The 14,232-nt window shown below is 70.7% G+C and carries 12 protein-coding genes and 1 pseudogene; 4 read left to right on the forward strand and 9 right to left on the reverse strand.

Going from position 1 to position 14,232, the window contains the following annotated elements:
- Positions 1–63: 63 nt before the first annotated feature.
- From HT102_RS10350 to HT102_RS10365, 4 genes and pseudogenes are all read right to left on the reverse strand, one after another.
- Positions 64–810 carry a cobalt-precorrin-6A reductase gene (locus HT102_RS10350; protein WP_192039341.1) on the reverse strand — a complete coding sequence of 249 codons (747 nt, stop codon included), beginning with the start codon at positions 808–810 and terminating at the stop codon, positions 64–66.
- Complete coding sequence (gene cobM, locus HT102_RS10355) at positions 798–1,559, reverse strand: precorrin-4 C(11)-methyltransferase (protein ID WP_192039342.1); 762 nt, start codon at positions 1,557–1,559, stop codon at positions 798–800. Before cobM ends, HT102_RS10350 begins: the two co-directional genes overlap by 13 nt.
- Positions 1,556–2,809: pseudogene (gene cbiE, locus HT102_RS10360) on the reverse strand (precorrin-6y C5,15-methyltransferase (decarboxylating) subunit CbiE). The gene cobM and the pseudogene cbiE overlap by 4 nt, the downstream one beginning before the upstream one ends.
- A complete protein-coding gene (locus HT102_RS10365) occupies positions 2,788–3,579 on the reverse strand; it encodes an SDR family NAD(P)-dependent oxidoreductase (RefSeq protein WP_408611342.1) in 792 nt (263 codons plus the stop codon). The pseudogene cbiE and the gene HT102_RS10365 overlap by 22 nt, the downstream one beginning before the upstream one ends.
- A gap of 31 nt (positions 3,580–3,610) precedes the next feature.
- Here HT102_RS10365 and HT102_RS10370 point away from each other — a divergent pair, with 31 nt between their 5' ends.
- The 3 genes from HT102_RS10370 (at position 3,611) to HT102_RS10380 (ending at position 5,984) form a co-directional block, all read left to right on the forward strand.
- Entirely contained in the window at positions 3,611–4,015 is a 405-nt protein-coding gene (locus HT102_RS10370; protein WP_192039344.1) for a TIGR03618 family F420-dependent PPOX class oxidoreductase, read from the forward strand.
- 306 nt (positions 4,016–4,321) lie between these two features.
- On the forward strand, positions 4,322–5,605 hold the full coding sequence (locus tag HT102_RS10375) for an MFS transporter (RefSeq protein ID WP_192039345.1): 1,284 nt from the start codon (positions 4,322–4,324) through the stop codon (positions 5,603–5,605).
- A 4-nt stretch (positions 5,606–5,609) separates the two neighbouring features.
- Positions 5,610–5,984, forward strand: a complete 375-nt coding sequence (locus tag HT102_RS10380; RefSeq protein WP_333473382.1) for an ArsR/SmtB family transcription factor — start codon at positions 5,610–5,612, stop codon at positions 5,982–5,984.
- Positions 5,985–5,998: 14 nt separating this feature from the next.
- Here HT102_RS10380 and HT102_RS10385 read toward each other — a convergent pair whose 3' ends face one another.
- Both HT102_RS10385 and HT102_RS10390 read right to left on the reverse strand, forming a co-directional pair.
- A complete protein-coding gene (locus HT102_RS10385; RefSeq protein ID WP_192039347.1) occupies positions 5,999–6,697 on the reverse strand; it encodes a DsbA family protein in 699 nt (232 codons plus the stop codon).
- A 33-nt stretch (positions 6,698–6,730) separates the two neighbouring features.
- Positions 6,731–7,858, reverse strand: a complete 1,128-nt coding sequence (locus tag HT102_RS10390; RefSeq protein ID WP_192039348.1) for a M24 family metallopeptidase — start codon at positions 7,856–7,858, stop codon at positions 6,731–6,733.
- 57 nt (positions 7,859–7,915) lie between these two features.
- Between HT102_RS10390 and HT102_RS10395 the strand changes: the two genes are divergently transcribed.
- Complete coding sequence (locus HT102_RS10395) at positions 7,916–8,875, forward strand: 5'-3' exonuclease (RefSeq protein ID WP_192039349.1); 960 nt, start codon at positions 7,916–7,918, stop codon at positions 8,873–8,875.
- On the opposite strand, the gene amaB is transcribed toward HT102_RS10395, so the two are convergent.
- From amaB to tatC, 3 genes are all read right to left on the reverse strand, one after another.
- The gene (amaB, locus tag HT102_RS10400) at positions 8,876–10,444 is read right to left on the reverse strand and encodes an L-piperidine-6-carboxylate dehydrogenase (protein ID WP_225443485.1); all 1,569 of its coding nucleotides are present in this window, start codon (positions 10,442–10,444) and stop codon (positions 8,876–8,878) included. It lies immediately after the preceding gene.
- A 75-nt stretch (positions 10,445–10,519) separates the two neighbouring features.
- Entirely contained in the window at positions 10,520–13,261 is a 2,742-nt protein-coding gene (locus HT102_RS10405) for a DEAD/DEAH box helicase (protein ID WP_192039350.1), read from the reverse strand.
- An 11-nt stretch (positions 13,262–13,272) separates the two neighbouring features.
- A complete protein-coding gene (gene tatC / locus HT102_RS10410; RefSeq protein WP_333473383.1) occupies positions 13,273–14,184 on the reverse strand; it encodes a twin-arginine translocase subunit TatC in 912 nt (303 codons plus the stop codon).
- Positions 14,185–14,232 lie beyond the last annotated feature (48 nt).

The raw sequence follows: 14,232 nt of genomic DNA on the forward strand, positions 1-14,232 counted from the left end.
TTCTCAGGTTTCACTTTCGCACCACGTCCGCGCCGTCATCGAGCAGCCGGCGGCACCACGTGATCAGCCCACGTGATCAGCCCACGCCACTGCCTCCGCGACGCTCGTCATCACGGTCACGCCTCCAGGCAGCGCCGGGCGCCCCACCATTACCACCGGTATCCCCCGCTCCCGCGCCGCGACCAGCTTCGCGGCTGTCGCCGCGCCCCCGCTGTTCTTGCTGACCAGCACGTCCGCCCCAGATCGCTCGAGCGTCGCGCGCTCCTCCCCGAGCGTGAACGGGCCCCGCGCGAGAATGACCTCCCGCACAGACGCCGGGACAACAGCGGGCGCATCGATCGTCCGCGCCACCACGGTGCCGCGCGGAAGGTCCTCGAACGCCGCGAGCTCCTGCCTTCCGACCGTCAGCAGGGCGCGCGTGGCGCCTCCCCCTCGCAGCAACCCGTCCACGATCCGCGCGGCGCCAGCAACATCCGGCGCATCGAGCCACTTATCCCCCGGCACCGGCTCCCACTCTGGTCGCTGCAGCCGGGCGAACGGCACGCCCAGCCCGCCCGTGACGCGTGCCGCAGTGGCAGTCATCGTCGCGGCGAAGGGGTGCGTCGCATCGATCACCGCCTCGATCCGGTCCTCGCGCAGATGCGCCGCGAAGCCGCTCGCGCCGCCGAACCCGCCTGATCGCACCTCCCCGACCGGCACCAGTGGTTCCCGCACCCGGCCCGCCAGCGACGACACCACGGCATGGCGGCCGACCAGCGCGGCAGCTAGCTGCCGGGCCTCGCCCGTGCCACCGAGGATCAGGACCCGCATGACGGCAGCGCCCTCGCCCGCTCCTCCGAGTACAGGTAGCTATCGGGAAATCCATCCGCGGTGAGCGCGCGGCCCACCAGGATGACGGCCGTCTTGGTGATGCCCTGCTCGGCCATGCGTTCGGCGATCGTGCCCACCGTCGCGCGCAGCACCACTTCCTCGGGCCGGCTGACGAACGCCACGACGGCCGCGGGGCAGTCCGTGCCGTAATGGGGGGCGAGCGCGGCGATCACGGTGTCCATGTGCGCGGCGGCGAGATGCAGCGCCAGGGTCACCCCGGTGCTCGCGAGCCGCTCGAGCTCCTCGCCAGGAGGCATGGCAGTAGCCCGGACGGCGATGCGGGTGATCAGCAACGACTGCCCCACCCCCGGCACGGTCAGCTCCCGGCCCAGCGCGGCGGCCGCGGCGGCGAACGCAGGCACGCCCGGCACGATCTGGTAGTCGATGCCCCGCCCGGCGAGCAGCCGGATCTGCTCGGCGACGGCGCTGTAGATCGACGGGTCGCCGGAGTGCAGGCGCGCCACGTCCTCGCCGCGCTCGGTGGCCTCGGCCATGATGTCGACGATATCGGGCAGGCGCATGCGGGCAGTGTTGATCAAGCGGGCACCCGGCGGGCAATGGGCCAGCACCTCATCGGGCACGAGCGAGCCGGCGTAGAGGCATACCGGTGCGCGCTCGAGCACGCGGACCGCCCGCAGCGTCAGCAGGTCCGCGGCGCCGGGCCCGGCGCCGACGAAGAACACGGTCACGGCTTAGTCCCCTTCCATTGGGTCACGGGCATGTGGGGCCGCCAGGTGGTGAACGCCCCGAGCGGAGCCGCGCGATGCACCTGCATCCTCCGCAGCATTCCCCCGTGCGTGCCGTGCCACCGCAGAACGAGTGATTCGGATTCCGTCGTCACCGCGTTGACGACGAGCCGTCCGCCTGGGCGCAGCCGGTCCCAGCAGGCGTCGAGCAGGCCGAGCGCGGTGGCCCCACCGCCGACCATGATCGCATCCGGGATAGCAAGGGCGGCGGGCACATCCGCGAAGGCCCCGGGCGCCGCGCCCGCCGCGTGCAGCGAGGGCACGCCCAGCGATGAGGCGTTGCCGCGCAGGCGCTCCGATCGAGCGGGATCCTGCTCGAACGCCACCGCCCGGCACGAGGGATGCGCGCGCATCCACTCGATGGCGATGCTTCCGGTACCGGCCCCCACGTCCCACAGCACCTCGCCGGGCAATGGAGCGAGCGCCGCCAAGGTCACCGCGCGCACCTCCTGCTTGGTCAGCTGGCTATCGCCGTACGCCTCGTCCGGCAGCCCGGGCACGAGTGCCCGCTGGATACCGGGGCCCGTGTCGCATTCGATCGCGACGACATTCAACGGATCACCCTAGGGCAGTTCCCAGCCCGACGCGAGACCGGAGACCCGGTTCTCCCGTGGCCCGCCCAGCTGCTCGAGCACTGTTAGTCGGCTGCCTCCCCAACCGTGCGCATCCAGCAGGCCCGCGACCTGCCGGGGCGTGGCCGCATCCTCGCTGAGCACGAGGATGCGGCCACGCGGCGCCATCTCCCGCAGGATCGCCGCGATGGGCCGGTTGACGACCGACACCACGGACGTGTCCTGGATCGCCCATCCCAGCCGCGCGCACGCCAGCGACACGCTCGACACGTGCGGCAGCACCCGCAGGCGCTCGACGCCCGCGATGCGGGCAAGGGTCGCCCCGATCCCGTGCAGCATGGGATCGCCGCTCGCGAGGACGCACATCCTGCCCGATCCGTGCTCCTCGATCAGCCCGGGCAACGCGGGCAGGAGGGGCGACGGCCAGGCCATGAGCTGACCCGCCACCTCGTCCGGCAGCAGCGCGAGCTGGCGGGCCGAGCCATGGATGGTGCGGGCCGCCCGGATCGCCTCCCGGGCCGGATCCCCGATCCCCGCCCAACCGTCGGCACCGATCCCCACCACCACGATGCGCGGCCCGCCGCTCGCCTCGCCAGGGGTCACCGGGGCATCCTCCGCCACACCCACTGCGGCAGCAAGCGCAACGCCATGAACAGCAGCTTCAGCTGCAACGGCACCCACACGACGCGGCGGCGCCGGGCCCCCGCCGCGACCACCGCGTCCGCGACCTGGCCGGGCGTGCTGGAGAACGGAGCGGGATCCATGCCCTCGGTCATGCGGCCGATGACGAACCCAGGCCGCACGATCAGCAAGTGCACGCCCGTGCCATGCAGGGCATCCGCGAGACCGCTGGCGAAGCCATCCAGACCGGCCTTCGCGGAGCCATACACGTAGTTCGCGCGCCGCACCCGGGCGCCGGCCACCGAGGAGAACACCACGAGCTGCCCGCGGCCCTGCTGCCTCATCCGGCGCGCCAGGCTCGTCAGCACGCTCGCCTGCGCCACGTAGTCGGTGTGGATGATCTGCACGGCGTGCGCCGCATCGTCCTCCGCGCGCTGCTGGTCGCCCAGGATGCCGAAGCACAGCACCACCACGCCGGGCAGGCCCACGCGCGCCTCGAGATCGTCGAGGAACGATTCATGGGAAGCCGTATCGTCCGCGTCGAACTCGACCGGCACCACGTCCGTCGCGCCCGCGTTCCGCACGACCTGCTGCTCGCTCGCCAGATCCTCGCTGCGGCGGGCGGCAAGCACCACGACACGACCGGGCGCGAGGCGCTGCGCCACCTCCAGGCCGATCTCGCTGCGACCGCCCAGGATCACCACCGGGCCGGGGTCGAAGCGGTCGGCAAGGCTCGCGCGGGAAGGGGACGGGACTTTTGCATCGCTCACGCCCCTAGTGTGCTCGACTACGGTGAACGCCATGGCATACACCCCCGAAGACTTGACCGACGATGCCGCGACCTTCCTCGCCGAGCGGCACCTCGGATCATTGACGACCCTGCGCGCCAACGGCCTGCCACACGTTGTCGCGGTCGGCTTCACCTGGGATCCAGAGGCGCGCAAGGCACGGGTGATCACCAGCGAGGGCAGCCAGAAGGTGGTCAACGTCGACCGGGCCGGGCACGCCACGGTATTCCAGGTCGACCGGGCGCGCTGGCTCGCCCTCGAGGGCTCCGCCACCGTGCGCCGCGAGCCCGAGGCCGTGCGCGACGCCGAGGAGCGCTACGCCGGACGCTACCGGGTGCCGCGCGAGAACCCGCGCCGCGTCGTCATCGAGATCGCGGTGACCCGCATCCTCGGCTCGCGGTCGCTGCTCGGGCAGTAGCGCGGCTGGCCGACGGCGGGTGGGCGCGGCGCCCCCCACGCGCCAGTGGAAAGTTTTCCCGCTCAGAGGGGGAGAAGCTTCCACTGGCGGAGCAGGCCAAGGGACACCCGGCCATTCCGGAGCAGGCCATCCCGGGCCAGGCCGACGGAGCTTTCCGACACCCGGCAACCACCATCGAACATCCGTTCGATGGTGTGCTACGGTTGCCGCGTGGCCGGGCGAGGGAAGCGCCCGGCCACCCCACGCCCCCGGCGCCCGCGACTCTTAACCATTGAGTGCGCATGTGCGCACATATACGATTGAGGGATGGCGCGTACTTCCCGCCCCAGCCTCCGGCACGGCGCCCTGGGCAATCCGCTGTTTCGCAAGCTGCTCACCGCCCAGGTGCTCGCGCTGCTCGGCACCGGGCTGCTCACCATCGCCCTGAGCCTGCTGGCCGTGGACATCGCGGGCAGCAGCGCGGGCGCGGTCCTCGGCACCGCGTTCACCATCAAGATGGTCGCCTACGTCGGCATCGCGCCCGTGATCTCGGCACTGGCGCACCACGTCCCGCGAAAAGTGCTGCTGGTCAGTGCCGATGCGATCCGCGCCTCCGTGGCGCTCGCCCTGCCCCTCGTCGATGCGGTCTGGCAGATCTACCTGCTCATCCTGGTCCTGCAAGCAGCCTCGGCCACGTTCACGCCTGCCTTCCAAGCGATGCTTCCGGCCGTGCTGGTCGACGAGGACGAATACACCCAGGGCTTGTCCTGCTCGCGCGTCGCCTACGATCTCGAATCGCTCGCCAGTCCCGTGATCGCGATCGCCCTGCTCGCCGTCTACTCCTACGAATCACTGTTCCTGGGCACGGCTGTGGGGTTCCTGCTGTCCGGGATCATCGTGCTGTGGAGCGCGCTCCCGACCATGCCGATCGCGCCCTCGCCCGCTCCGATTGCCGCACGGCTCGTGCACGGCTCCCGGATCATGCTGCGAGGCAGGGAGCTGCGGGCACTGCTGGCCCTCGACATGGTCGTCGCCGCCGCCACGGCGGTCGTGCTGGTCACCACCGTCATCCATGTGCAGGCCCTGACCCGTGGTACGGGTACTGGGGTGGCGCTCGCGCTGGCCTGTTTCGGCACGGCGTCGGTGCTGGCCGCCGTCCTCGTTCCGGGCGTTCTCCGCCGCCGCACCGACAGGTCCGTGATGCTCGGCGGCGGGCTGCTCAGCGTGATCGGCCTGGCCACCACAACTGTTCTCGTCGCGCCCAGCACCAGCGTGGCCGCCGCGACCGCGCCGGGCATCGCCTGGCTACCGCTGGTGCTCGCGTGGGCAATGATGGGCGCGGGCACGTCGATGGTCCTCACTCCGGCGGCCCGGTTGCTGCGACGGGGCTCATCGCCGGCTAGCCGGCCCGCTGTCTTCGCGGCCCAGTTCTCGCTCAGCCACGCATGCTTCCTGATCACCTATCCGCTCGCCGGCTGGCTCGGCCTAGCGGCGGGACAGGTCGCTGCTACCCTCGTGCTCACGCTTCTTGCTGCCGCCGCGGCGGTGGCTGCCGCGGCGGCGTGGCCACCGAGCGACCATGCTCCCCGGGATGAATCGAGAGGTGGATAGTCCTGTGACTGCGTCCAATCCCTTGCGCCAGCCCGCCCCGGCCTACCCCAGCCTCGTCCATGACGCGCCCCCGGACCAGGCTCACCTCGATGCCGCGAGCGACGCATTCCGGATGCTGTCGGACCCCACTCGCTTGCATGTGCTCTGGTTGCTCGCTCGCGGCGAGGCGGATGTCAGCACCCTGACCGAGGCCACGGGCGCCTCCCGCACCTCGATCAGCCAGCACCTCGCGAAGCTCCGGCTCGCCGAGATGGTCGATACCCGGCGCGACGGTCGGCGCATTGTCTATCGCATCCGCGACGGCCATCTCGCCAGGCTGGTCCGTGAGGGGTTCAACCATGCGGATCACCGATTGACCGGCGAGCCCCCGCACTCATGATCGGCCGCTAGGGATCACTGCCCGCGCACGAGCGCGGACAGGTCCGCGGGGGTCGATGGCTCGTAGGGCTCCCCGTTGATCTCGATGTGGGGCAGCTCCACCCCGGCGCTGGACCAGCGGGCAGTGGCGGCCTCGAGCTCCGCGGCATAGCGGTTCTCGACGATGCATGCCGTCACGCTGTGCGATGCACCCGTGGCCTGCGCGATGCGCACGAGCTGCTGGTCGGCGACCATCGCCGCGCCGCCGCCGACGGTGCCGAGATCGAACATGGCGGACCGGAATGCCATCCAGTCCTCGATCGTGTCATCGGCGACGCACAGCGAGGCGTTCGCTAGGCGCAGGGCGGCCGCATCATCATCGGCGGCAACGGGGACGTGCTCCACGGCGGCGTCGAAGGTGGTCACGAGGGAGCGCAGCACCACGCGGTACTGCTCAGCGAAGGCCGCGCACGCTTCGCACGTGTAGTCCTCGACGATGGTGATCACCACGCGCCGTTCCTGCCGGGGGTCGCCGTGGTCGATGCGCACGACGCGACCCTCCCCGTCGCTCTCCGCGGCCGTGGTGGAGGCCGTGGTGCTCGCGTCGCCGGCGCTGCCGGTCTGCTCGTCTCCCCGGGTGAAGATGATCACGACAACAAGCACGGCCAGCACGATGACCAGCAAGGCGCCGATCCGCCGGACCCGCGGGTACGACGAGCCCCGTTTCTCCACCACCCTCACCACCTTCCGTTCATCAGCGCTTTTCGATCACCCGGGAAGCACGGTCAAGCGGTGCGGCTGGCGGTTGACCGGCTCGCATCCGTCCGCGGTCAGGATGACGATGTCCTCGATGCGAGCGCCCCACTCGCCTGGGAGATAGATGCCGGGCTCGATGCTGAACGCCATGCCCTCGCGTAGCACCTGCTCACCACCGGTCATGATGTAGGGCTCCTCGTGGACGGAGAGCCCGATGCCATGGCCGGTGCGATGCACGAAGTACTCGCTGAGGCCGTGGGCGGCGAGGTGGTCGCGGGCGGCCGCATCGACCTGCCCGGACGTGGCGCCGGGACGGGCCGTGGCCACCGCGCGGGCCTGTGCTTCCTCGAGGATGGCGATGCGCTCGGCCGCCGCGGGATCGGGCTCGCCGATGCTGTAGGTGCGCGTGCAGTCGGAGAAGTAGCCAGCGGGCACCGGGCCACCGATGTCGATGACGACGATGTCGCCGCGCGCGATGACCCGCTCAGACACTTCGTGGTGCGGGTCCGCGCCGTGCGGGCCGGAGCCGACGATGACGAACGCCGCCCCGGTGTGCCCCTCCTCGATGATCGCGGCGGTGATGCTCGCGGCGACCTCGGACTCGGTGCGGCCCGCGCGCAGGAACTCGCCCATGCGGGCATGGACGCGGTCGATGGCGGCGCCAGCTTGCCGCAATGCTGCCTTCTCCGCCTCGTCCTTGATCATGCGTAGCTCGCGCAGCACGTCGGTGGCGAGCGCCAGCGGCTGGCCGAGCCGCGCCTGCAGCGGGAGGACATGGAGGGCTGGCGCGGCATCAGCGATGGCGGCGCGCGCGTCCGGTCCGATCGCCTCGACGATCATGCCGTGCGGGTCCTCGCCATCGATCCACGGGAGGATGGCGACGTCGAGATCGTCGAGGGCGGTGCCGCGCAGGGCCGCGACCTCGAGCCGGGGAACGATCATCCGCGGCTGTCCCGTCGCGGGGACCACGAGGCAGGTGAGGCGCTCGAACGACGACATCGTTGATCCGGTGAGGTATTGCAGGTCGGGACCGGGGGTGATCAGGAGGGCGTCGATGCCTTGCCCGCTCAGCAGTCGAGCGGCGGATTCGAGCCGCGCGGCGTAGGTGGCGGACGGGGCACCGGTATCGGGATCAGCCATGCCCCCCAGCCTATCCCGGCGCGAGCAGCCCGCCACGGCCTGGCATGATACGGAACCATGGATGCACCGGTAGTTCTCCTCGACGGCGCGAGCCTTTGGTTCCGGTCGTTCCACGCGCTGCCCGAGTCGCTGACCGCGCCGGATGGGCGACCGGTCAACGCGGTGCGCGGCTTCCTCGATACGATCGCCTCCCTGGTCCGCTCCCACGCGCCGTCACGCCTGGTGGTGTGCCTCGATAACGATTGGCGCCCGGCCTTCCGGGTCGCGGCGATCCCCTCCTACAAGGCGCACCGGGTCGCGGATCCCGAGGCGCCAGCCGGGGGCGCCGAGGATGTTCCGGACTCGCTGCCCCCGCAGGTGGACATGATCCTTGATGTGCTCGACGCGATCGGCATCGCCACCGCCGGGGCCAACGGCTTCGAGGCCGATGATGTGCTGGGGACCCTCGCGGCGCGGGAGACCAGCGATCCGGTGATCGTGGTCAGCGGTGACCGGGACCTGCTGCAAGTGGTCGCAGACGATCCGGTGCCCGTGCGGGTGCTGTATGTGGGGCGCGGCCTGGCGAAGGCGGAGCTGTTCGGCCCGGCCGAGGTCGCCGCCCGGTTCGGAGTACCAGCGGATCGCGCCGGCGCGGCCTATGCCGAGCTGGCGCTGCTGCGCGGCGATCCATCCGACGGCCTGCCCGGTGTGGCGGGGGTGGGCGAGAAGACCGCGTCGCGGCTGCTCCTCGAGCATGGGTCGCTCGCTGCTGTCATGGCGGCCGCCGCCGATCCCGCGAGCAGCCTCGCGCCGGGGGTGCGCAACAAGCTCACCGCGAGCGTGGAGTATGTCGAGGCTGCCGAGAAGGTCGTGCGCGTGGCCACCGACGCCCCGGTGTTGCTGTCGCGGCCGGACGAGCTCCCCGCGGAACCGCAGGATCGGCACAGCCTGGCCGAGCTCGGTCACGATTATGGCATCGACAACGCGCTCGCCCGGCTGCTCGCCGCTCTCGCCGCGAACCCCGCGCGCACCGGGTGATCAGGCGAACCGCACGCCCTGGGCGAGCGGCAGCTCCGAGGAGTAGTTGATGGTGCTCGTGGACCGCCGCATGTAGTTGCGCCACGCGTCCGACCCGGATTCGCGCCCGCCGCCGGTGTGCTTCTCGCCGCCGAACGCCCCGCCGATCTCCGCGCCCGAGGTCCCGATGTTGACATTGGCGATGCCGCAGTCCGAACCCTCCGGGCCAAGGAAGCGCTCCGCCTCCCGCAGGTCGGTGGTGAAGATCGCCGACGACAGTCCCTGCGGCACCGCGTTGTGCAGGGCGATGGCCTCGTCGAGATCGTCGTAGGCGAGCACGTACAGGATCGGCGCGAACGTCTCCTCCCGCACCACTGGAGCCATGCCTGGCATCCGCACGATCGCCGGCGCGACATATACGCCGTCCTCGGCCCCCTCGATGGCGATGCGATCACCACCGTGGACGATCGTGCCCCCCGCCTCCGTGGCCCGCTCGAGGGCATCGCGCATCGCTTCCTCGGCCCTGTCCGAGATCAACGGCCCCACGAGCACGTCGTCGCGGAACGGATCCCCCACCACCAGCGTCCTGTAGGCCGCGGCGACACGATCCACCACGTCATCGAGGATCGAGCGGTGCACGATCAGCCGCCGCAACGTGGTGCAGCGCTGCCCCGCGGTGCCCGCCGCCGCGAACACCACCGCGCGCGCCGCGAGATCGAGGTCCGCAGACGGCGCGACGATAGCGGCATTGTTGCCCCCGAGCTCGAGCAGCGAGCGTCCGAACCGTGCCGCCACGCGCGGCCCGATCTCGGGGCCCATGCGCACCGAGCCCGTCGCGCTGAGCAGGGCGATCCGATCATCATCGACAAGCTGCTCCCCCACGTCCCGCGCGCCGAGCACCACGGTGTGCAGGCCCTCGGGCGCGTCCTGCTCGGCTATCGCCCGCGCGAGCAGCGCATCGCAGGCCAGCGCGGTCATCGGCGTGGACTCCGACGGCTTCCACACCACCGGATCGCCGCACACCAGAGCGATCGCGGTGTTCCAGGCCCACACCGCCACGGGAAAGTTGAACGCGGTGATCAGGCCGACCACGCCGAGCGGATGCCAGGTCTCGGCGAGCCGGTGCCCCGGCCGCTCCGAGGCCATGGTCAGGCCGTAGAGCTGGCGCGACAATCCGACGGCGAAGTCGCAGACATCGATCATCTCCTGCACCTCGCCGAGCGCCTCGGAGGTGATCTTGCCCGCCTCGATCGTCACGAGCGTCGCGAGATCCGCCTTGTGCTCGCGCAGCAGGACGCCGAGGGCGCGCACCACCTCCCCGCGGCGGGGCGCGGGCACCGACCGCCACGCGGCGAAGGCCTCGATGGCCCCGCCGATCGCATCATCGACGTCCGCTGGCGAGCTGCCCGTGATGGTCAACAGGTCAGCGCCAAGGATGGGAGTGCGGGCCTCGAGGGGCTCACCCGTTCCCACCGGGAGGATCGTGCCGGTGAACACGGATTCGGGGACGACGTCGGCCCCGCATGCGTGCAGGCAGTTGATGGCGAGGTCATGCAGCTCCTCGGCCGTGGGCAGGGGACGGGCGCTCATGGTTCCCATCATGCCGTGCCACGCCGTGCCCGTCAGCGGTTCCCTGCCACTGCCCCGCTATTCGGTGCAGGACTGCTATTCGGTGGTGGCATCGATCGAGACGACGCCCCGCTTGATCGCCGCGATGGCCTTGCCCGCGGAGGAACGCACCTGAGCGTCCGGGGCGACGATGCGCAACTGCTCGAGCAGATCGAGCACCTGCCGGCACCAGCGCACGAAATCACCGGGCGGGATCTCGTTAGCGGCGAGCAGCGCGTCGAGCAGCGGTGCCCCCTGCGCCCACACGTAGATCGCGTGAACAAAGCCCGTGTCGGGCTCCCGGGTGATGGGAAGCTGGTGGCGGATCTCGTCGGACTGGATCTCCTCCCAGATGCGCTGCGTGTCGGCAATAGCCCGGCGCAGCGGGCCGGTGGGCATGGCGCTCGCGACCGTGGCGTCGCGGCGCGCCTCGAAGACCACGGAAGACACCACGCCAGCCAGCTCCGCGGGGGCGAGACCCTTCCAGATGCCGCGCCGCAGCGCCTCGGCCACCAGCAGGTCGCTCTCGCTGTAGATGCGCCGCAACCACTCGCCCTCCTCGGTGACCACCGGGTCGCCGTCCGGCTCGAGGTAGGCACGCTCGGCGAGCAGCTCCACGATCCGGTCGAAGGTCCGCGCCAGCGACGACGATGCCGCATCCATCCGGGTCCTGAGCCGCTGCGTCTCCACGGCGAGGCGATGGGACCGCTCGGACACCCGGGCATGCTCCTCGCGGTCGGGGCAATCGTGGCACGGATGCTGCTTGAGCTCGCGGCGCAACCGGGCAAGCTCCCGGTCGTGCGTCGCGCCGCCCCGCTTCTTGCCATGCTTGCCGTGCTTGCCCGGCCCCGAGCTCGGCACGAAGCCCTTGTTGCGCAGCGTGGAAGCGATGTCGCGGCGCACCTGGGCGTCGCGGAAGTCGATGTGCCGGGGCAGCCGGATCGACCCCACCGCCTCCACGGGGTCCGCGAAGTCCCGCGGCGAGAGCCTCCCCGACCAGCCGCCGGAGGTCATCACCAGCGGGTGCGGGTCGGCGAACTCCCGATCAGGCTCGAGCACCACCGCGGGGCCTGCCCGTCGCCCGGCAGGGACGGTGATCACATCGCCACGGCGCAGCCGCACCAGCGACTCGGCGACCGTGTTGCGCTTCTCCCCGGTGGCGCCACGCTTGAGCTCGCGCTCCCGCTCGCTGATGGCGCGGCGCAGGGCCGCGTACTCGGCGAAGTCACCGAGATGGCAGTCGGTGCCGCCCTCGAGCTGCTGCAGCTCCCGCTCGTTGCGCTCGATGGCGCGCGACACCCCGACCACGTTGCGGTCGGTCTGGAACTGCGCGAAGGAGCGCTCGAGCAGGGCGCGGGCCTCCTCCGCGGGAAGGTGTCGCAACAGGTTGACGGCCATGTTGTAGCCGGGGGCGAACGAGCTGCGCAGCGGGAAGGTGCGCGTGGATGCCAGCCCCGCCACCATGTCGGGATCCACGCTCGGCTCCCACAGCACCACCGCGTGGCCCTCGATATCGATGCCGCGCCGCCCGGCCCGGCCGGTGAGCTGCGTGTACTCGCCGGGGGTCAGGTCGGCGTGGGTATCGCCATTGAACTTGACCAGGCGCTCGAGGACCACGCTGCGGGCGGGCATGTTGATGCCCAGCGCGAGGGTCTCGGTGGCGAACACGGCCTTGACGAGCCCATTGACGAACAGTTCCTCCACGGTGTGGCGGAAAGCCGGCAGCATTCCCGCATGGTGGGCGGCGATGCCGCGCTCGAGCGCGGTGCACCACTGCTCGTAGCCCAGGATGCGCAGGTCCGCGCGCGGCAGCTCGCCGGTGTGGCGCTCGATGATCTCGCGCACGCGGGTGGCCTCGTCCTCGGTGGTGAGGGTGAGCCCGGAGCGGACGCACTGGCCGACGGCAGCGTCGCAGCCGGCGCGGCTGAAGATGAACGTGATGGCTGGCAGCAGCCCGGCCTTGTCGAGCTGGGTGATCACCTCGGGCCGCGACGGTGGCCGGTAGCGGCTGGGCGGGCCGCCGCGGCCCCGGCGATCACGGCTTCCGCCGCGGCGATGCCCGGGCCGCTCGGCGTCCTCGATCGCGAGGCGCTTGCGGATGTGCGAGAGCAGGTCGGGGTTGAGCTTGCGCTGGCCGCGGCCGGGCGGGCCGTCGCTGCTCCGGCTCGGGAAAAGATCGAGGATGCGCCGGCCGACGAGCATGTGCTGCCACAGCGGGATGGGCCGGGTCTCGTCGACGATCACTGTGGTGTCGCCGCGCACGGTCTCCATCCAGGAGCCGAACTCCTCGGCGTTGCTGACCGTGGCGGACAGGCTGACGAGGGCGACATCGTCGGCGAGATGGAGGATCACTTCCTCCCACACGGCGCCGCGGAACCTGTCAGCGAGGAAGTGCACCTCGTCCATCACGACGTGCGAGAGGCCGCGCAGCCGGTCCGAGCCGGCGTAGAGCATGTTGCGCAGCACCTCGGTGGTCATCACCACGATCGGCGCGTCGGAATTGATGCTCTGGTCGCCGGTGAGCAGGCCCACGGTGTCGCGGTCGTACCGCTCGACGAGGTCGTGGAACTTCTGGTTCGACAAGGCCTTGATCGGCGTGGTGTAGAAGCACTTGCGGCCCGCTTGCAGCGCCAGGTGCACGGCGAACTCACCGACGATGGTCTTGCCGGCACCGGTGGGCGCGCACACGAGCACGCCGTGCCCGGCCTCCAGCGCCTCGCAGGCGCGCAGCTGGAACGGGTCGAGCGGGAACGGTAGTTGCGCGGCGAACGCCGCGACCTCAGTGGCAGGAGTGCTCATCCTGTCCTACGTTATCGCTCCTGCTCGCCGGAAGCGTCATTGGCGACGGGACCGGGGGCCTCCAGCGGCTCCGACTCGTCATCGGCGAGGTGCCCCCACGCTCCGGCCCGTCGGGCGCGGCGCTTGTCGTTGATGCGCGCGAACTGCACGGCTATCTCGAACAGCAAGGTCAGGGTGAGGGCGAGCGCGATCATCGAGAACGGATCGTGCGGGGTGACGAAGGCGGCGAAGACGAACAGCGCGAAGATGATGCCGCGGCGCCAGGACTTGAGCTTCTCGTAGGGCAGGATGCCCACCACGTTGAGCATCACCACGATCAGGGGCAGCTCGAAGCTGACTCCGAAGATGATGATGAGACTAATGATGAAGCCGAAGTACTCCTGGCCGCTCAATGCGGTGATCTGGACGTTGTCACCAATGCTGAGCAGGAATTGCAGCGCGAAGGCGACGAGGAAGTAGGCCATCACGGCGCCGGCGATGAAAAGCAGCGCGCCGATCATGACAAACACGATGCCGAAGCGGCGCTCGTTGCGGTGCAGGCCCGGTACCACGAACGCCCACACCTGGTACAGCCATACCGGGCTGGCCATGACGATCCCCGCGGTGACCGCGACCTTCAAGCGCAGCATGAACTGCTCGAACGGGCCGGTGGCGAGAAGGCGGCACTCGTCGCTGTTCTGCGTCAGCGAGGCACGCGCCTCCTGCGGCAGCTCGCAGTAGGGACCCCGCAGCAGGTCGCCCAGCGAGGGCATGCCGAGCACCGAGAACGAGTACCACAGGAATCCGAGGATCGTGGTGAGCGTGACCGCGGCGAGGGCGATCAGCAGCCGGGTACGCAGCTCATGCAGGTGCTCGCTGAGCGGCATGGTGCCGTCCGGATTGATCTTGCGCTTCCGGCGCGCAGGCTTCAGGGATAGTCGCACCGCGGTCATTCTTCTCGCTCACAGGGATAGGGATCCGGCCAGAATGCC

Origin of the sequence: Lolliginicoccus lacisalsi, from assembly GCF_014841105.1 — a bacterium.
In the GTDB taxonomy this organism is placed as follows: domain Bacteria; phylum Actinomycetota; class Actinomycetes; order Mycobacteriales; family Mycobacteriaceae; genus Lolliginicoccus; species Lolliginicoccus lacisalsi.